The organism is uncultured Pseudokineococcus sp., from assembly GCF_947495735.1.
Lineage (GTDB): Bacteria > Actinomycetota > Actinomycetes > Actinomycetales > Quadrisphaeraceae > Pseudokineococcus.
Map to the genome: position 1 here is coordinate 187,523 of NZ_CANMAA010000005.1, position 17,466 is coordinate 204,988.

15 protein-coding genes are annotated in these 17,466 nt (G+C 76.4%); 7 read left to right on the plus strand and 8 right to left on the minus strand.

Annotation, left to right across the window (positions count from 1 at the left end):
- Positions 1–66: 66 nt before the first annotated feature.
- From Q0848_RS09645 to Q0848_RS09665, 5 genes are all read right to left on the minus strand, one after another.
- Positions 67–3,168 carry a glycoside hydrolase family 2 TIM barrel-domain containing protein gene (locus Q0848_RS09645; RefSeq protein ID WP_299036967.1) on the minus strand — a complete coding sequence of 1,034 codons (3,102 nt, stop codon included), beginning with the start codon at positions 3,166–3,168 and terminating at the stop codon, positions 67–69.
- Complete coding sequence (locus Q0848_RS09650) at positions 3,165–4,157, minus strand: carbohydrate ABC transporter permease (protein WP_299036969.1); 993 nt, start codon at positions 4,155–4,157, stop codon at positions 3,165–3,167. The genes Q0848_RS09645 and Q0848_RS09650 overlap by 4 nt, the downstream gene beginning before the upstream one ends.
- Positions 4,154–5,005 (minus strand): sugar ABC transporter permease, encoded by an 852-nt coding sequence (locus tag Q0848_RS09655; RefSeq protein WP_366146520.1) that lies wholly within the window; start codon positions 5,003–5,005, stop codon positions 4,154–4,156. The genes Q0848_RS09650 and Q0848_RS09655 overlap by 4 nt, the downstream gene beginning before the upstream one ends.
- 116 nt (positions 5,006–5,121) lie before the next feature.
- Complete coding sequence (locus tag Q0848_RS09660; protein WP_299036973.1) at positions 5,122–6,474, minus strand: extracellular solute-binding protein; 1,353 nt, start codon at positions 6,472–6,474, stop codon at positions 5,122–5,124.
- A gap of 126 nt (positions 6,475–6,600) precedes the next feature.
- Positions 6,601–7,170 carry an ABATE domain-containing protein gene (locus Q0848_RS09665; protein WP_299036975.1) on the minus strand — a complete coding sequence of 190 codons (570 nt, stop codon included), beginning with the start codon at positions 7,168–7,170 and terminating at the stop codon, positions 6,601–6,603.
- Positions 7,171–7,245: 75 nt separating this feature from the next.
- Here Q0848_RS09665 and Q0848_RS09670 point away from each other — a divergent pair, with 75 nt between their 5' ends.
- Positions 7,246–8,265 (plus strand): DMT family transporter, encoded by a 1,020-nt coding sequence (locus Q0848_RS09670; protein ID WP_299036977.1) that lies wholly within the window; start codon positions 7,246–7,248, stop codon positions 8,263–8,265.
- A gap of 240 nt (positions 8,266–8,505) precedes the next feature.
- On the opposite strand, the gene Q0848_RS09675 is transcribed toward Q0848_RS09670, so the two are convergent.
- Both Q0848_RS09675 and Q0848_RS09680 read right to left on the minus strand, forming a co-directional pair.
- Positions 8,506–9,360 (minus strand): ABC transporter permease subunit, encoded by an 855-nt coding sequence (locus Q0848_RS09675; RefSeq protein WP_299036978.1) that lies wholly within the window; start codon positions 9,358–9,360, stop codon positions 8,506–8,508.
- Positions 9,357–10,316, minus strand: a complete 960-nt coding sequence (locus tag Q0848_RS09680) for an ABC transporter ATP-binding protein (RefSeq protein ID WP_299036979.1) — start codon at positions 10,314–10,316, stop codon at positions 9,357–9,359. Before Q0848_RS09680 ends, Q0848_RS09675 begins: the two co-directional genes overlap by 4 nt.
- Positions 10,317–10,557: 241 nt before the next feature.
- On the opposite strand from Q0848_RS09680, the gene Q0848_RS09685 reads away from it, so the two are divergent.
- The 3 genes from Q0848_RS09685 to Q0848_RS09695 are packed head-to-tail and all read left to right on the plus strand — an operon-like array spanning position 10,558 to position 12,555.
- The gene (locus Q0848_RS09685) at positions 10,558–11,772 is read left to right on the plus strand and encodes a cation:proton antiporter (protein WP_299036981.1); all 1,215 of its coding nucleotides are present in this window, start codon (positions 10,558–10,560) and stop codon (positions 11,770–11,772) included.
- 31 nt (positions 11,773–11,803) lie between these two features.
- Complete coding sequence (locus Q0848_RS09690) at positions 11,804–12,181, plus strand: YidH family protein (RefSeq protein ID WP_299036983.1); 378 nt, start codon at positions 11,804–11,806, stop codon at positions 12,179–12,181.
- Positions 12,178–12,555: a DUF202 domain-containing protein gene (locus Q0848_RS09695; RefSeq protein ID WP_299036985.1), complete on the plus strand. Its 378-nt coding sequence runs from the start codon at positions 12,178–12,180 to the stop codon at positions 12,553–12,555. Before Q0848_RS09690 ends, Q0848_RS09695 begins: the two co-directional genes overlap by 4 nt.
- Before the next feature lie 52 nt (positions 12,556–12,607).
- Here the strand turns inward: Q0848_RS09695 and Q0848_RS09700 are convergent, their stop codons facing one another.
- Positions 12,608–12,898, minus strand: coding sequence for a hypothetical protein (locus Q0848_RS09700; protein ID WP_299036987.1), 291 nt, complete (start codon positions 12,896–12,898; stop codon positions 12,608–12,610).
- Between the two features lie 229 nt (positions 12,899–13,127).
- Between Q0848_RS09700 and Q0848_RS09705 the strand changes: the two genes are divergently transcribed.
- The 3 genes from Q0848_RS09705 (at position 13,128) to Q0848_RS09715 (ending at position 17,463) form a co-directional block, all read left to right on the plus strand.
- Positions 13,128–15,407 carry a glycoside hydrolase family 3 C-terminal domain-containing protein gene (locus tag Q0848_RS09705; protein ID WP_299036989.1) on the plus strand — a complete coding sequence of 760 codons (2,280 nt, stop codon included), beginning with the start codon at positions 13,128–13,130 and terminating at the stop codon, positions 15,405–15,407.
- Between the two features lie 206 nt (positions 15,408–15,613).
- Entirely contained in the window at positions 15,614–16,354 is a 741-nt protein-coding gene (locus Q0848_RS09710) for a sugar phosphate isomerase/epimerase (RefSeq protein WP_366146521.1), read from the plus strand.
- On the plus strand, positions 16,351–17,463 hold the full coding sequence (locus tag Q0848_RS09715) for a Gfo/Idh/MocA family protein (protein WP_299036993.1): 1,113 nt from the start codon (positions 16,351–16,353) through the stop codon (positions 17,461–17,463). Before Q0848_RS09710 ends, Q0848_RS09715 begins: the two co-directional genes overlap by 4 nt.
- Positions 17,464–17,466: the final 3 nt, after the last annotated feature.

The following is a 17,466-nucleotide window of genomic DNA, read 5'->3' on the forward strand; positions in this document are numbered from 1 at the left end:
CGCAGGTCAGAGGCCTGCGACGACGCCGAGCGAGGACTTCTGCAGGTCGCCTGGCGACGCCCTGCCTCAGACGCCGCGCAGCGCCACGCGGAAGGACCGCGCGGAGGGGCGCAGCTGGTGCTGGGGCAGGACGTCGAGGCCGCAGGCCCGTGAGCCCAGGCCGTGCTGGGCGGCGTCCAGGTGCAGCACGACGCGGTCCGAGGCGGGCAGCTCGTGGTCGTGCGCGGCCTCCGCCAGCTCCTGCGGGGTCCACCGGCGGGCGGAGAACCCCACGCGCCGCTCGCCCGGGCGGTCGGCGAGCGAGGTCACGTGCAGCCCGCCCTGCGGCCCGGTCAGCTGGACCCACCGCACGTCGGGCCGGTGCCCGCTCTCCTGCGGGCTGGCGTAGGCGACGGCGAGGTCGTCGACGGCGCGGGTGAAGGCGCCGACCACCGCGGCGTGGTCGGAGTCGGCGTAGGACTCGTCGGGTCCGGTGCCGAACCACGCCGCGGTCCCCACCGAGGAGGGCAGGTCCAGCCGGACGCCGACGCGCGGCCAGGTGCCCGTCCACGGCCCCGTCGGGGCCAGGGCGACGGCCAGGTGCGCGGCGCCGTCACCGCCGGCGGTCCACCGGTAGGTGACGTCGACGCCCAGGTCGGACGCCGGGAGCCCGGCGCGCACGCGCACGACCACCTCGCGCTCGCCGACCTCCACCGACCGCACCCGGTGCTCGAGCCGGTCCAGACCCGCTGCCGCCCAGCGCTCCGCGGAGGACGGGTGGTCCGTCCCCTCGCCGCTGGTCTCCTCCGGGCCCACGTCCTCGTAGCCGTGGGGGGTGCTCCCGCGGTCGTTGTCGGTCGGCGCGCGGAACAGCTCGAGCTGCGGCCCGTCGACGGCGAGGCCGCCCACCGCCCGCAGGCGGCCGGTGGCCAGGTCGAGCACGGCGTCGCCGACCCGTGCGGTGGCGCCGTCGTCGTCCACGACGACCGCCGCGGCCGCCGGCGCCGGCGGCGCGGTCGCGCTCGGCGTCGTGACGTCCACCTGCGTGCGCGCGACGACGTGCCCGGCGTCGGCCCAGCCCGTCGCCGCGGCCAGCACGGCCTCGACGGTGAGCCAGTCCTCGGAGCCCGCGGGCGTCGGCCCCGCCGCGGCGGCGGGGTCGGGCAGCTCGACGACGGTCCCGCCCCCGGCGGCGACCGGCGCCGCCTCGAGGTCGCCGGAGGCCACCACCTCGCCGTCGCGCTCGACGCGCCAGGACAGCGCCAGGTCGGCGGTGCTCGCCGTGTGCCGGCGGTTGGCCACCTCCAGCAGCGGGCCGCCCGCGCCGCCGGGGTGCACCGACAGGCGGACCGGCGCGACGACGGCCGCCCACTCGGCCAGCCCCGGGGACGGGGTCCCGTCGGAGAGCACCATCCCGTCGGTGATGAAGCTGCCGTCGTGCTGGGGCTCGCCGAAGTCGCCGCCGTAGGCGAAGAACTCGGTCCCGTCGGGGGTGCGGTGCGCCAGCCCGTGGTCGCGCCACTCCCACACGAACCCGCCGTGCAGGCGCGGGTGGCGCCAGACCAGCTCCTCGTACTCGGCGACGGCGCCCGGCCCGTTGCCCATGGCGTGCACGTACTCGCACAGGACGAAGGGCATGGAGCGCACCGCCGCGGCCTGCGCGGGCGTCGTCCAGCGCACCGGCCCGTCGCCGGAGCCGATGGCCTCGACCTCCGGCAGCGTCGGGTACATGCGGCTGTAGACGTCGGTGTACTCCCCGGCGTGGTCGCCCTCGTAGTGCACGGGGCGGCTGGCGTCGCGACGGCGCACCTCCGCGGCCGAGGCGGCCAGGTTGCGGCCGGTGCCCGCCTCGTTGCCGAGGCTCCAGAGCACGACGCACGCGTGGTTCTTGTCGCGCTCCACGGTGCGCGCCACGCGGTCGAGGTAGGCGGCCTCCCACGCCGGGTCGTCGCTGGGGTTGCCGCGCCAGCCGTTCGGCTCGAAGCCGTGGGTCTCCAGGTCGTTCTCGAGCACCACCCAGAAGCCCATCTCGTCCATGAGGTCGAGCAGGCGCGGGTGCGGCGGGTAGTGGCTGGTGCGGATCGAGTCCACGCCGTGCCGCTTCATGAGCGCGAGGTCCTCGCGGGCGTGCGCCTCGTCGAAGACGCGCCCGCGGTCGGCGGCGATCTCGTGGCGGTTGACGCCGCGGAAGACCACGCGCCGGCCGTTGACCAGGAACTGGTCGCCGCGGATCTCCACGGTGCGGAAGCCGGCGCGCAGGGACACGACCTCCCCGCGCGAGGCGATCTCGACGTCGTGCAGGCGCGGCACCTCGGCGCTCCACGGCTCGACGGCGCCCACGTCGATCGGCGCGACGTCGGCGGGGGAGGCCCACGTCTGCTCCACGCCCAGCTCGGGCACGCGCACGACGACGGGGAAGGCGGCGTCGCCGGCGGTCACCCGCACGTCGAGGCGCCCTGCGCCCGTGCGGGAGTCGTAGTCGGCGCGCAGCGCGACGTCGTCGAGGGCGCCGGCCGGGCGGGCGAGGAGGGCGACCTCGCGGAAGACGCCCGGCATCCACCACTGGTCCTGGTCCTCGAGGTAGCTCGCGGCCGACCACTGGTGCACGCGCAGCAGCAGCGCGTTCTCGCCGGGGCGCACCACGCCCGTCACGTCGAGCTCCTGCTGCAGGCGGCTGCCCGTGCCGGTGCCGACCTCGACGCCGTTGACCCAGGCGCGCCAGGCGCTCTCGACGCCGTCGAGGCGCAGGACGAGCCGCTCGGCGTCCGTCCAGGCGGCGTCGTCCGGGACGGTGAACGAGCGCAGGTGGTCCCCGGTGGGGTTCTCCGTCGGCACGTGCGGCGGGTCCACGGGGAAGGGGTACTTCACGTTGGTGTACCAGGGCCGCCCGTAGCGGCCGTCGCCGTGCAGCACCCAGTGCGAGGGCACCGGCAGCTCGTCCCAGGCGTCGGCGCTCCCCGCGTCCGCTCCCGGCTGCGACAGCGCGGCCAGGGCGGCGTCGTCCTCCCCGCCCCCGGCAGCGGTGGGCCACAGGCGGAAGCGCCACGTGCCGGAGAGGTCGAGCTCCGGGGCGTCGGTGCGCACCCGGGCGCGGGGCGCGCAGCGCCGCCCGCTGCCCGGGGCGGTGTCCTCGAGGTGCCCGGGGAGGACGGGGCCGTGGGCGGGCAGCGGGCGGTGCGGGGAGGTCACGCCTTGACGGCTCCTTCGGTGAGCCCGCCGCGCCAGAAGCGCTGCAGGACGATCATCAGGATGACGAGCGGCACCACCGACACGAGCACGCCGCCGATGGTGAGCTGGTAGAACTCTGGCAGACGGTCCACCTGGCCGCGCCACGTCGTGAGGCCCAGCGTCGCGGGGTAGAGCCGGCTGTCGGCGAGCATCACCAGCGGCAGCAGGTAGTTGTTCCAGATGGCGATCGTCTGGAACAGCAGCACGGTGACCAGCGCCGGCGCCATGGCCCGCAGCGCCAGCACGTGGAAGATCCGCAGCTCGCCCGCGCCGTCGATGCGCGCGGCCTCGACGACGGACACGGGCACGGCCGCCTTCGAGTAGATCCGGCACAGGAACACCCCGAAGGGCGAGACCAGCGAGGGGATCAGCACGCCCCAGTAGGTGTTCGCCAGGCCGACCTGGCTGAAGAGCAGGAACAGCGGCAGCGCCGTCGCGGTGGCGGGCACGAGCACCCCGCCGAGCACGACGCCGTGGATGAGCCCGTTGCCCTTGAAGTCGTACATGCCGAGCGCGTACCCCGCCGCGGCGGCGAGGTAGGTCGCGAGCACGGCGCCGACGCCGGAGTACAGGAGGCTGTTGAGCAGCCACCGCAGGAAGATGCCGCCGTCGTAGGCGAGCACGTTGGCGATGTTGGAGAAGAGCTGCGGGGAGTCCGAGAACCAGAACCCGCTCGTGGTGAAGAGGTCGTCGGTCGACTTCGTGGCCGCGACGAGCACCCAGTAGACGGGCACCAGGAAGTACACGGCCGCGACGACGAGGACCGCCGTCACGAGGATGGTCGTCGTCGGACGGCGCCCACGGCGGCCCGGCCGCTCCCCGGCGTCGTCGGTCGGGGTGGCGACCCGCCCGGCGGTGCGCTCGGTCGGGCCGTCCTCGGCGGTGCGGGTGGTCGTGCCGGCGCGGTCGGTGCGGCGGCCGCGGCCGGTGGGGGGAGGGGCGACGCTCATGACCGGTCCTTCCTCGCGGTGAGGGCCAGGAACAGCCCGGAGAGGACGAAGGCGGCGAGCGCGATGAGCACGGACTGCGCGGCCGCGACGCCGTAGTCGTTGTTGTTGAAGGCCGAGTTGTAGGCGGCGAGGTTCGGCGTGTACTCGTTGGTGATCGCCGTCGAGACGCTCTGCAGCACCTGCGGCTCCGCGAAGAGCTGCAGGGTGCCGATGATCGAGAAGACGATCGCCAGCAGGAGCGCCGGCCGGATGAGGGGCAGCTGCAGCGACCACGCGATGCGCATCGGGCCCGCGCCGTCCACCCGAGCCGCCTCGTAGAGCTCGCCGGGGATCGACTTCAGCTGGGCGACGATGATGAGCATGTTGTAGCCCGCGTAGGCCCACGTGACGATGTTGGCGATGGACCACAGCACGGTCGACGGGCCGAGGAAGTCGACGTCCAGCCCCACCGCCCCGGCCACGTCGACGACGGGGGACAGGCCCGGCACGTAGAGGAACGACCAGAGGATGGTCGCGACGACGCCGGGGATGCCGTAGGGCAGGAAGTAGATGGTCCGGAAGGCGCCGGGCCACTTCGCCGAGGCCGACTCCAGCAGCAGCGCGAGGACCGTCGCCAGGACGATCATCACGGTGACCTGGACGACGCCGAAGAGCAGCACGCGCCCGACCGACTCGACGAAGGCCGTGCCCTCCAGCGCCTGCCGGTAGTTGGCCAGGCCGCCGAAGCCGGACGTCGTGCCCGCCTCGCCGAAGAGGCCGCTGCGCTGGACGCGCGTGAAGCTCTGCCCCACCGCGTAGACGATCGGCAGCAGGAACGCGACGACGAACAGCACGAGGAACGGCGCCATGAGGATCCACGGCGCCCGGCGGACGGCGCTCGCACGGCCCCGACCGCCACGGGACCGGCTGGCTTCGCCGTCGCGCTCCCCGCCCGACCTCCCCAGCCTCGCCGGTGCGGGGGCGCTCACGACGCCACCTCCGCCGACAGGCCCTTCTCGCGGAAGATCTCCACGACCTCGCGCTCCATGGCGGCGACCGCGTCGACCATGGTCGTCGTGCCGGAGAGGACGCCGAGGAAGCGGTCGCCGAGCCCGTCCATGACCTGCTGGGCCACGGGCGGCCACGTCCACTCGAGGTTCTGCTCCTGCGCCGCGGGGGCGAAGACCTCGGCGCCGTAGGCCTGCCCGCCGAAGAACTCCGAGCCCTCCTCGCGGGCGGAGCCGATGTAGTCGGTCGCCGGCGACCAGCCGATGCCCGAGTACTGGATCATCGCGTCGATGCCCTCCCGGCTCGTCGTCATCCACGTCGCGAACTCGAGGGCCTCGTGCGGGTGCTCGGACCCGGCCATGAGGGCCGCGGTCGAGCCCCCGAGGTAGCTCGACCCGAAGCTGCCCGGGATGTCGGACCACACGGGCATGGGCGCCACCCGCCACAGCCCGGAGGCGCCCGTCGCGCCCTGCAGCAGCGCGTCGCCCCAGGAGCCGCTCGTCAGCGCCGCGATGCGCCCGTCGCCGACGGCGGCGAACCAGCCGGGCGAGTACGGCGCGAGCGCGGTGTTGACGACGCCCTCGCTGATGGCGGTGTCGAAGTGCCGGGCCACGGCCGTCGTCGCGTCGTCCGTCATCCGCACGAGCCACCGGTCGTCCTCGGGGGTGAACCAGACGGCGCCGGCCTGGGCCGCGAAGGCCAGGAACACCGAGGTGTCGCCGACGGCGAAGCTCTCCAGCCAGCGGTTCGGGTCGGCCTCGTGGACCGCGCGGGCGGTCTCCAGCCACTCCGCCCACGTCGACGGCGGGCCCGCGCCCACCTCCTCGAGGAGGTCGGGGCGGTAGAAGGTCGCCATCGGCCCGGAGTCCTGCGGCACCGCCCACGCGCTGTCGAGGAAGGTCACCTGCTCCACCAGCGCCCGGTCGTAGGAGTCGGACACCTCCCCGAAGCCGTAGCGGGATACGTCGACGAGCCCGCTCTGGAGCAGGAAGCTCGGCACGTTGCGCATCTCCACCTGCGCCAGGTCCGGCCCGCTGCCGGCGGCGATCGCGGCGAAGAGCTTCTGGTACCCGCCGTCGTTGCCGCCGGGGATCCACACCGCCTCGACCTGGATGTCGGGCCGCTGGGCGTTCCAGATGTCGCAGACCTGCTGCAGGTCCTTCAGCCAGGCCCAGTACTCCAGCCTGACCACCTCACCGGCGGCTTTCGGGGGGATGGTGCCGGTCGCGGCCGGCGCCGTCCCGACGGTGCCGCACCCCGCGAGGCCGGCGAGCCCGGCGGCGCCGAGAGCTCCACCTCGCAGCAGGGAGCGGCGGCTGATGGATGTCACGGTGGACCACCTCCACGCGGCGGTCTCCGTCGACCGCTGCAGCCCGGACGCTAGCCGCGTCCGGGGCGGACGTCACGGTTCGGGCGGAGCCGGTTCCGCGCGTTCCTCGCCGCGGCTCCTCCCGGTCTACCGGTCGGCGCTGCGCGCGCGGTAGGCGGCGACGGCGGCGCGGTTGCCGCAGCCGCCCTCGCAGAAGCGCCGGGAGCGGTTGCGGGAGAGGTCGACGAGCACGTCGTCGCAGTCGTCGGCCGCGCACGTGCGCAGGCGCGAGCGCTCGCCGGCGCGGACGACGTCGACGAGCGCCATCGCGGCCTCCACGGCCATCCGCTGCGCCAGCGGCGCCTCGGGCGTCGTGGCGTGCAGGTGCCAGTCCCAGCCGTCGTGGCGGACCAGCTGCGGCAGCGCGCCGGCGCGCGCCAGCAGCGCGTTGACCCCCGCCACCTGCTCGTCCTCCGCGGCCGTCCACAGCCGCCGCAGCTCCGGGCGCAGCGCGCGGACGGCGCGCAGCTCGTCCTCGTCGCGGGTGCGCGACCCCGTGTAGTCCCACTCCTCGACGAAGGCGTCGAGGTCGCCCACGGACGCCAGCTGCTCCTCCGGTCGGCCGGGCGGGCTCCCGGGCGCCGTGTTGACGAGGGCGGCCGCCGTCGCGAGCGACGTCTCCGTGTCATGGGCGAAGACCATGTTGACTCCTGACATCGGCGGACCTAGCGTCATCAGCGTAACGACTGATGGCTCATGACGTCCGGCGCGGCCGGAGGGGGAGGTGGCACCGTGGCAGCACCCGCGACGACCCGCCCGAGGACCGGGGGCGCCCGTGCGGCCGGCCTCGCCGTCGCCCTGCTCTCGGCGCTCGCGTTCGGCACCTCCGGGACCCTGGGCAAGGGCCTGCTCGAGACCGGCTGGTCGCCCGGCGCGGCCGTGCTCGTGCGCGCCCTCGTCGGCGCCGCCGTCCTCGCCGTCCCCGCGGCGCTCGCCCTGCGGGGGCGCTGGCACCTGCTGCGCGCCGACGCCGGGCTCGTCACCGCCTACGGCGTCATCGCCGTGGCCGGCTGCCAGCTGGCGTACTTCACGGCCGTGCAGACCGTCTCGGTCGGCGTCGCCCTGCTCCTGGAGTACCTCGCGCCGGCGCTGCTCGTGCTCCTCGCCTGGGCGCGCGGCCGTCGTCCCTCGCCGCTCGTGGCGCTCGGCACGGTGCTCGCGCTCGCCGGGCTGGTGCTGGTCCTCGACGTCACCGGCTCCGTGCGCGTCGACCTCGTGGGCGCGGCCTGGGCGCTCGTCGCGGCGTGCGGGCTGGCGGCCTACTTCGCGCTCTCGGCGCGCCCCGGCGCCGGGCTCCCCCCGCTGGTGCTGGCCACCGGCGGGCTGGTCGTCGGCGCGGCCGTCCTCGCCCTGGCCGGGCTCGTCGGCGTCCTGCCGATGGCGACGTCCTCGGCCGACGTCGTCCTCGCCGGCGCCCGCGTGCCGGTGCTGGTGGCGGTGCTCGCGCTCGGTGTCGTGGCCGGGGCGGTGGCGTACGCCACCGGCATCGCCGGCGCCCGCGCCCTCGGCACGCGCACGGCGTCCTTCGTCGGCCTCACCGAGGTGGTCTTCGCCGTCCTGGTGGCCTGGCTCCTGCTGGGGCAGCTGCCGCTGCCGGTGCAGCTGCTCGGCGGCGCGCTCATCGTCGCCGGCGCGGTGGCGGTCAACGCAGACGAGGGGCGCCCGGCCCGGGAGCCGCAGCGGGGTCGGCGCGTCCCGGCGGCGGTCCCGCCCGCCGGCACGGCGACCGTCCCGGCGCACCGGCAGGTCTGACCGCCCGTCGCCGCGAGCACCTGCAGCCGGGGAGGACGAACATCGGCCCGCGCCCGCGCCACCCGGCGTCGTCCCTGGTCAGAGCCGCGGCGGAGCGGCGCCCTCGGACTTCGTCCTCCCCGTCGGCGGCCGTCGCCCGCGCGGCGACCTGCAGAAGTCCACGGGCCTGCGCGTCCTCCCGGGTCAGAGGGGCGACCGGTGAGGCGAGGACCACTTCTGCAGGTCGCTGCGCGGGTGACCTCAGGCGTCCCGGCGCTGGAGCAGCACGAGCCCGGCCAGCAGCGGCACGAGCGCCCAGCCGACGAGCGTGAGCACGGCCTCGGTCGTGGTCAGCGCGGGCTCCCCGGTCGTGACGCCGAGGGAGCCGGCGGCGGTGGCCGGGACGTACTGCGACGCCGTCGTCAGCCAGTCGACGCCGAAGAGCGGCACGAGCCCGGGCGCGAGGAAGACGACGACCACGAGCACGGTGATGCTGCCCGCGGTGCTGCGCAGCAGCGCGCCGAGCCCCAGCCCCAGCAGGGCGGTGACGACCATGGCGGCGGCGTGGGCCACGACGGCGGCGAGCACCCCGTCGTCCTGCAGGCCGAGCGAGGCGCTCTCGGGCAGGAACGACTCGCCCGCGAGGAGGGCGAGCCCGCTGACGACCAGGGCGACCGGGGCGAGGACGAGCGCGAGGAGCACGGCCTTGGCGACGAGCACGGGCCAGCGGCGGGGGACCGCCGTCAGGGTCGCGGTCATCGTCCCCGTCGCGTACTCGCCCGAGACGGCGAGCGCGCCCAGCACCCCCAGCAGCAGCGTGGCCAGCGAGGTGGTGGACAGGATCGAGGCGGCCAGCGCCTCGCGGCCGAGGCCCCCGGGCGGTCCGCCGGCCGGGGGCGTGCCGGCCTCCGTCGCCTCGATGGCCTGGGCGGAGCCCCAGCCGGCGAGCGTCGCGACGCCCACGCCGAGCAGGACGAAGACGAGCAGGAGCATCCACGTCGAGCGCAGGGAGGCGAGCTTCGTCCACTCGCTGCGCACGACCCGGGCCAGGCCGACGCGCCCCGACCCGGTGCCGGCGGTGCCCGCGGGCGAGGTCGACGGGCGCGTGGTGCTCATCGGGGGGCTCCTGCCGGTGCGGCGTCGAGGTCAGGCTGGGCCGGGCTGTCGCCGTCGGTGAGGTACTCGCGGCTGTCGCGGGTGAGCGTCATGTAGGCGTCCTCGAGCGAGGTCTGCTGCGCGTGCAGCTCGTGCAGGACGAGGCCGTGCCGGGCGGCCAGCTCGCCGATGCGGGGCGCCTCCGCGCCGCGCACCTCCAGCAGGTCGGGCGCGTCGCCCGGCCGCGCGACGGCGCCCACGCCGGCGAGCATCACGGCGAGGCGCTGGGCCTGCGGCGACCGGACGACCACGCTCCCGCCCCGGGTGCGGGCGACGAGCTCCTCCACGGTCGTGTCGGCGAGCAGGCGCCCGCGCCCGACGACGACGAGGTGGTCGGCGGTCAGGGCCATCTCGCTCATGAGGTGGCTCGAGACGAGGACGGCCCTGCCCTCGGCGGCCAGGCCCCGCAGCAGCCCGCGGATCCACAGGACGCCGTCGGGGTCCAGCCCGTTGACGGGCTCGTCGAGCATGACCACCGCCGGGTCGCCGAGCAGGGCCGTCGCGATGCCGAGGCGCTGGCCCATGCCGAGGGAGAAGCTGCCGACGCGCTTGCGCGCCACCGCCGTCAGCCCGACGAGGTCGAGCACCTCGTCCACGCGCCGGGCGGGGACGCCCTCCGTCCGCGCGAGCGAGAGCAGGTGGGCGCGCGCGCTGCGCCCGGGGTGGACGGCGCGCGCCTCGAGCAGCGCGCCGACCTCGCGCAGCGGCGCCCGGTGGTCGCGGTAGCGTTTGCCGCCGACGAGCGCCTGGCCAGACGTCGGCCGGTCGAGCCCCAGCAGCAGGCGCATCGTCGTCGACTTCCCGGCGCCGTTCGGGCCCAGGAACCCCGTGACGGAGCCGGGCCGGACGGTGAAGGAGAGGTCGTCGACGGCGGTCTTGGCGCCGTAGCGCTTCGTCAGGCCCCTGGCTTCGATCACCGGCTGGCCCCGATCACTGCGGGACCTCGACCTGCTGGCTCGACCACTGCTCGAGCTGGTTCCACGGGGGCGCTCCTCACGGGTGGTGCCGGACGTCGGCGCCGACCCCGTCGTCGGCGCGCCCAGGCTACGGGCGCGAGGGCGGCGCGGGGCCGACTTCGTGGCCGGCTCCCTCGTCCCGCACGATGCCGGGCGGGCCGGGCCAGCCGTCCGGCCCCGGACGCGGCCGGAGGAGGACGACGTGAGCACGCTGCACCTGGTCTACGCGGTGGTGGGCGTCGCGGGCGTCCTGCTCGCGCTGGTGAGCTCGGCGGTCCGGCGCTGGCCGATCAGCGAGCCGCTCGTGGCGCTGGCGCTGGGCGTCCTGCTCGGTCCGGCGGCCCTCGGGCTCGTCGTCGTCGGCGAGGAGACCCGCGACCTCCTGCTGCTCGAGGGCGCGCGCCTGCTGCTCGCCTGGTCGGTCATGGCGGCGGCCCTGCGCTTCCGCTACGCCGGGCTGCGCTCGGTGCTGCGCCCCGTGGCGCTGCTGCTCGTGCTGGCCATGCCGGCGGCGGTGCTCGTCGGCGGCGCCGCCGCACTGGCGATGGGCCTGCCGGTCGGGCTCGCCCTGCTGCTGGGGGCCTGCCTGTCGCCGACCGACCCCGTGCTGGCCTCCTCGGTCGTCTCCGGCGGGCCGGCGGAGCGGGACCTGCCCGCGCGCCTGCGCCAGGTGCTCACCGCGGAGAGCGGCGTCAACGACGGGCTGGGGCTGCCCTTCGTCCTCGTCGGCCTGGCGGTGGTGCTGCCCGGCCTCACCGGCGGCGCGGCCGCCGTCGACATGGCGCGCGAGGTGCTCGGCGCCGTCGTGGTCGGCGCGGTGCTGGGGGCGGTCACCGGCGCGCTGGCGCGCAGGGCCGACGACCGGGGCACCCTCGCGGGCGGCCCGCGGCTGGTCCTCACGCTGCTGCTCGCGGTCGCCGTCCTCGGGGTGGCGCGGGTGGCGGGCACGGACGGCGTGCTCGCGGTCTTCGTGGCCGGCGTCGCCTACAACCGGGTCGTGCCGAGCTCGGACCGCGAGCCCCAGGACTCCCTGGACGAGGCGGTCAACCGCTACGCCGTGCTGCCGTTCTTCCTGCTGCTCGGCGCCGTGCTCCCGTGGGCGGACTGGGCCGACCTGGGCTGGGGCGCGGCGGTCTTCGCCGTGGCGGCCCTGCTCGTGCGGCGGCTGCCGGCGCTGCTCCTGCTGCACCGCCCGCTGGGGATGACGGCGCGCGAGGGCGCCTTCGCCGGCTGGTTCGGGCCGATGGGCGTCAGCGCCGTGTTCTACCTCGCCCACAGCCTCGAGGAGGGGGTCGCCGATCCCCGGCTCCTCGCCGCCGGGACGCTGGCCGTCGCCGTCAGCGTGGTGGCCTTCGGCGTCACCGCGGCACCGGCCACCCGCCGGTTCGGCCGGGCGCGGCAGGATGCGCCCTCGTGAGCGGTCGGGGCAGCGAGCGGGCGCGTCGCTGATGGCGCGCGCTCCCGAGGGCGGTCCGCGGAGGTTCCCCCGCCGGGTCTACGGCGTCGGCGACGAGCCGGACCCGCGCTTCAGCCTCGCCAACGAGCGCACGTTCCTGGCCTGGGTGCGCACGTCCCTGGCCCTGCTGGCGGCCGGCGTCGCGCTGGAGGCGCTGGCCCTGCCCGTCGACGCCGACCTGCGGCTCGCGTCGGCTGTCGTCTTCGTGGTGCTCGGGCTGCTGGCCGCCGCCCAGTCGTGGCTGGGGTGGGCGCGCGCCGAGAGGGCGCTGCGGCGCGCCCGCCCGCTGCCCTCGCCCGCGCTCGCCCCCGTGGTCGCCGGCGGCGTCGTGCTGGCGAGCGCGCTGCTCGTCGTGGGCATGCTGCTGTGACCCGCCGCGGGTCGGCGCCGGTGGACGAGATCTTCGACCCGGGGCTGCAGCCCGAGCGCACGCTGCTGGCCTGGCGGCGGACGGCGCTGGCGCTCGCCGTGGGCTGCGCGGCGGTCGTCCGCTTCGCCGCCCCGGTCGTGGGGCCGGTCGTCGTCGTGGCCGGCCTGGTGGGCCTCGCGCTGTGCGGCGCCGCCTACGTCGGCGCCGCGGCCCAGTACCGCCGCGTCAGCGGCGAGCTGGTCGCGCGGGGCTCCACCGGGCACGGGGTCCTGACCTCGCCGGGAGCGGCCTGCGCGGCGCTCACGACGGCGCTCCTGCTCGTGGGGGCGGGCGCGCTCGCCTTCGTCGTGGCCCGCGCCGCGGCGCACGGGTGAGGGCGCGGGCTGCCGCGCGGTCGGACCCGCTGGAGGATCGGCGGCGCCGGGGTCAGCGGGCGCCGCGGTCCTCGTCGCGGGTCCCGGGCGCCTGGTCGTCCACCTCGGCGGGACGCGCCTGGCCGTCGCGGGCCTCCTCCTCGAGCGCGGCGCGCCGCGACGCGGGGTCGATGCCGAGCTGCTTCTCCACCAGCGCTCCCACGACGGCGCTCGCGGCCAGCGCGACGACGACGCTGAGGAAGAAGCCGGCGTCCGGGTAGACCAGGTCCACCAGGGCCAGCGCCGCGACGACCACGGCGATGCGGACGGCGAAGAGCGTGAGCCAGGGGTGCTTGCGGACCATGCCCGCACCGTAGGCGCCGCCGCTCGCGGCGCCGACCGGCGGGCGGCTCGGCCGCCCGGTGCGGGCGAGCGCGCGCCGGGGGCGAGCGGCACCCCGTCGGGGTCGGCGCGCGGGGCTACGGTCGGGCGGAGGAACCCCGGACGGGCGCCGGGCCGCGGTGCTGCGGCCCCTGCGCCGGCTCGTCCGACCCGCTGAGGGCGCGCGACGCCGCGCGCCGAGGAGGACCCGCATGAGCGCTCCCGACCCCGCCGCCCGGTCCCTCGACGTCGACGCCGTGATGGCGCAGCTGACGCTCGAGGAGAAGGTCTCCCTCGCCTCCGGCGCGGACTTCTGGCGCACGCAGGCCGTCGAGCGGCTCGGGGTGCCGTCCGTGATGGTCACCGACGGGCCCCACGGGCTGCGCAAGCAGGCGGGCGCCTCCGACCACGTGGGGCTGCACGACAGCGTCCCGGCCACGTGCTTCCCGCCCGCGGCCGGCCTCGCCTCGACCTGGGACGTCGACCTGCTGCGCCGCGTCGGCGTCGCGCTCGGGGACGAGTGCCGCGCCGAGGAGGTGGCCGTGCTCCTCGGCCCCGGCGTGAACATGAAGCGGACCCCGCTGTGCGGGCGCGACTTCGAGTACTTCTCCGAGGACCCGCTGCTGGCCGGCGAGCTGGCCGCGGCTCTCGTGCAGGGCGTCCAGAGCCGCGGGGTCGGCACCTCGCTGAAGCACTTCGCGGCCAACAACCAGGAGACCGAGCGGATGAGCGTCTCCGTCGAGGTCGACGAGCGCACGCTGCGCGAGATCTACCTGCCGGCCTTCGAGCGCGTCGTCACCCGGGCGCAGCCGTGGACGGTGATGTGCTCCTACAACAGGGTCAACGGCGTCTACGCGAGCCAGGACCCGTGGCTGCTCACGCGGGTGCTGCGCGCGGACTGGGGCTTCGAGGGGCTCGTCGTCTCCGACTGGGGCGCCGTCGACGAGCGCTGGCGGGCCGTGGCCGCGGGCCTGGACCTCGAGATGCCCTCCTCCGGCGGCACCGGCGAGGCGAGCATCCGCACGGCGCTGGAGGGCGGGTCGCTCACCCAGGCCCAGCTCGACGTCGTCGTGCGCCGGAACCTGGAGCTGCTGCAGCGGGTGCTGCCCGCGCTGGCCCCGGGGCAGACCTTCGACGCGGGCGCCCACCACGCGCTGGCGCGGGAGGCGGCGCGCCAGAGCGCCGTCCTGCTCGCCAACGACGGCGTGCTGCCGCTCGAACCGGCCTCCGGCGGGCGCCTCGCGGTCGTCGGCGAGATGGCGCGCAGCCCGCGCTACCAGGGCGCCGGCTCCTCGCAGGTCAGCCCGACCCGCCTCGACGACGCCCTCACCGCCCTGCGCGAGGGCACGAGCCGCGACGTCGTCTTCGCGCCGGGGTACGTCACCGAGTCCGAGGAGGCCGACGACGCGCTCGTCGCCGAGGCCGTCGAGGCGGCGCGCTCCGCCGAGGTCGTCGTGCTCTTCCTGGGCCTGCCCGCCTCCTACGAGTCCGAGGGCTACGACCGCGAGCACCTGGACCTGCCGGCGTCGCAGGTCGCGCTGCTGGAGGCCGTGCGCGCGGTGAACGACCGGGTCGTGGTGGTGCTGTCCAACGGCGCCGCCGTCGCGGTGGACGCCTGGCAGCACCACGCCGCCGCGCTGCTGGAGGGCTGGCTGCTCGGCCAGGCGGGCGGGGCGGCGACGGCGGACCTGCTCTACGGCGTCGTCTCGCCGTCCGGACGCCTCGCCGAGACGGTGCCGGTGCGGCTCGAGGACACCCCGGCCTTCGGCGCCTTCCCCGGCGACAGCGGCGTCGTCCGCTACCGGGAGGGCCTGCTGATCGGCTACCGCTGGTACGACACGCGCCGCGCGCCCGTCAGCTTCCCCTTCGGGCACGGGCTGTCGTACACCACCTTCGAGCACTCCGACCTGTCGGTGCGGGCGTCGGGTGCGGGCGCGGACGCGTCCGTCGAGGTCGCGCTGACGGTCACCAACACGGGCTCGCGGGCGGGCGCCGAGGTGGTGCAGGTCTACGCGGCGCCGCAGGACGCCTCCGTCTTCCGCCCCGAGCAGGAGCTCGTCGGCTTCGCCCGCGTGGAGCTCGAGCCCGGCGCGTCGGCCCCCGTCTCCCTGGTGCTCTCGGCGCGCGACCTCGGCCACTGGTCGGAGGTGCACCGCCGCTGGGTGCTGGAGTCGGGGCGCTACGAGGTCCGCGTGGGCGCCTCCTCCCGCGACGTGCGCCAGCGCGCCGTCGTCGAGGTGCAGGGGGAGGAGCTCGTCGTCCCGCTGTCACCGCAGTCCGAGGCCGGCACGTGGCTGGAGCACCCCGTCGTCGGCCCGCGCCTGCGCGAGCAGCTCGGGGACGCCGCCGCGATGCTCGACGACCCCCAGCACGGCCAGATGATGCGGGCGATCCCGCTGGTGCGGCTCACCCGCTTCCCCGGCTTCCCCGTCCGCGAGGAGGACCTGCCGGGCATGGCCGAGGAGGCCGGCGCGTCGGTCGGCCCCGCCTGAGGAGCGGCGGCGCCCCGCTCGGCGACGTGACCGGCGCCGTCGACCCGGGCGGCGGCGGCGCGCCGTCACAAGACCGCCGCGGCTGCGACGACTTATGCTCGTCGCGCGTCAGAAGTACCCACTCGACGAGGAGAACCGTGACCGCGACATCGCCCGGGACATCGGACGGACCCACGAGCGCCCAGGGGTCCTCGGACCTGCTGTCGGTGCAGCTGTACACGCTGCGCGAGCGCCTGGCCGAGGACCTGACGGGCACCCTGCGCGCCCTGGCGGACCTGGGCCTCACGCAGGTCGAGCCCTTCGCCTTCACGTCGTTCGGCGAGGGCGGTGCCGACCTCGGGCGCGCGCTCGCCGAGACCGGGCTGCGCGCCCCGACGACGCACCAGCACCTCGCGGGCCTGTCCGAGGACGAGCTCGACGCCGTCTTCGCCGCCGCGGCCTCGCTGGGCGTCGGCCGCGTGGTCGAGCCCCACGTGCCGGCCGACCGCTGGACGAGCGCGGACGACGTCGCCGCCGTCGCCGCCGAGCTGAACGCCGCGGCCGCGGTGGCGAGCCGGCACGGCGTCGCCGTGGGCTACCACAACCACGCGCACGAGCTGGAGAGCGTCCTCGACGGACGCCCGGCCCTGGAGGTGCTCGCCGACCACCTGGACGACGCCGTCGGCCTCGAGGTCGACACGTACTGGGTCGCCGTGGGCGGCCAGGACCCGGTGGCGCTGCTGCAGCGCCTCGGCGGGCGCGTCGTCGCGCTGCACCTCAAGGACGGCCCGGTCAGCGCGGACACCGCCGACCAGGTCGCGCTCGGGCAGGGGCGCATGCCGGTCGCCGAGCTCGTCGCCGCGGCGCCGACGGCCCTGCGCGTCGTCGAGCTCGACGACTCCCGCGGGGACCGCCTGCAGGCCGTGACCGACAGCGTCGCCTTCCTGCGCGCGCAGGGCCTGGCGTGAGCGCGGCGCGCACGGGCCGCGTCGTCGTCGGCGTCATCGGCGCCGGCACGATCAGCTCCCAGTACCTGACCAACCTCACGGCCTTCCCGGACCTCGACGTCCGGTGGGTAGCGGACCTGGACGCCGGGCGCGCCGCCGAGCGCGCGCGGGAGTTCGGCGTGCCGCGCTCGGGCTCGGTGGCCGAGCTGCTCGCCGACGACGACGTCGAGCTCGTCGTCAACCTCACCGTCCCGCACGTGCACGTCGAGGTCGGCCTGCAGGTGATCGCCGCGGGCAAGCACGTCTGGGGCGAGAAGCCGCTCGCGCTGGACCTCGAGGGCGGCCGCCGGCTTCTGGAGGCGGCCCGTGCGGCGGGGCTGCGCGCGGCGTCCGCGCCCGACACCTTCCTCGGTGCGGGCCTGCAGACGACGCGGCGGGTGCTGGAGTCCGGGCGCGTGGGTGCACCGCTCAGCGCCCTCGTGCTCTTCCAGAGCCCGGGTCCGGAGTCGTGGCACCCGGACCCGGCGTTCCTGTTCGCCGAGGGCGCCGGTCCGCTGTTCGACATCGGCCCCTACTACCTGACGGCGCTCGTGCAGCTCCTGGGGCCGGTCCGCCGGGTCAGCGCGACGTCGTCGGTCGCCCACCCGGTGCGCACCATCGGCTCGGGGCCGAAGGCCGGGCAGCAGTTCGACGTGACGGTCGCCACGCACGTCAGCGCCCTGTACGAGTTCGCCGCCGGGGCGAGCGCCGTCGCCGTCTTCAGCTTCGACTCCGCCGTGCGCCGCACCCAGCTCGAGGTGGCCGGCTCGGAGGGCACCCTGCTCGTGCCCGACCCCAACACCTTCGACGGCGACGTCGGCGTCCACCGCCGCGACCACGACCTCGAGACCGAGCCCGCCGTCGGCACGACGACGACGCGCGGCACCGGCGTCCTCGAGCTCGCCCGGGCCCTCCGGGCCGGGGTGCCCGAGCGGGCCTCCGGCGAGCTGGCCCTGCACGTGCTGGACGCGATGGTCTCCACCGCCCGCGCCGCCGCCGACGGCGCGCCGGTGGAGCTGACGACGACCGTCGACGTCGCCCCCGCCCTCCCGGAGGACTGGGACCCGACGGCCCGGACGCTCGGGGAGTGAGCC

Coding starts and splice junctions, on each gene's coding strand:
- Q0848_RS09650 (WP_299036969.1), bottom strand. CDS start 4,157: ATGAGCGTCGCCCCTCCCCCCACCGGCCGCGGCCGCCGCACCGACCGC.
- Q0848_RS09655 (WP_366146520.1), bottom strand. CDS start 5,005: ATGGCGCCGTTCCTCGTGCTGTTCGTCGTCGCGTTCCTGCTGCCGATC.
- Q0848_RS09665 (WP_299036975.1), bottom strand. CDS start 7,170: ATGTCAGGAGTCAACATGGTCTTCGCCCATGACACGGAGACGTCGCTC.
- Q0848_RS09675 (WP_299036978.1), bottom strand. CDS start 9,360: ATGAGCACCACGCGCCCGTCGACCTCGCCCGCGGGCACCGCCGGCACC.
- Q0848_RS09690 (WP_299036983.1), top strand. CDS start 11,804: ATGGCGCGCGCTCCCGAGGGCGGTCCGCGGAGGTTCCCCCGCCGGGTC.
- Q0848_RS09700 (WP_299036987.1), bottom strand. CDS start 12,898: ATGGTCCGCAAGCACCCCTGGCTCACGCTCTTCGCCGTCCGCATCGCC.
- Q0848_RS09705 (WP_299036989.1), top strand. CDS start 13,128: ATGAGCGCTCCCGACCCCGCCGCCCGGTCCCTCGACGTCGACGCCGTG.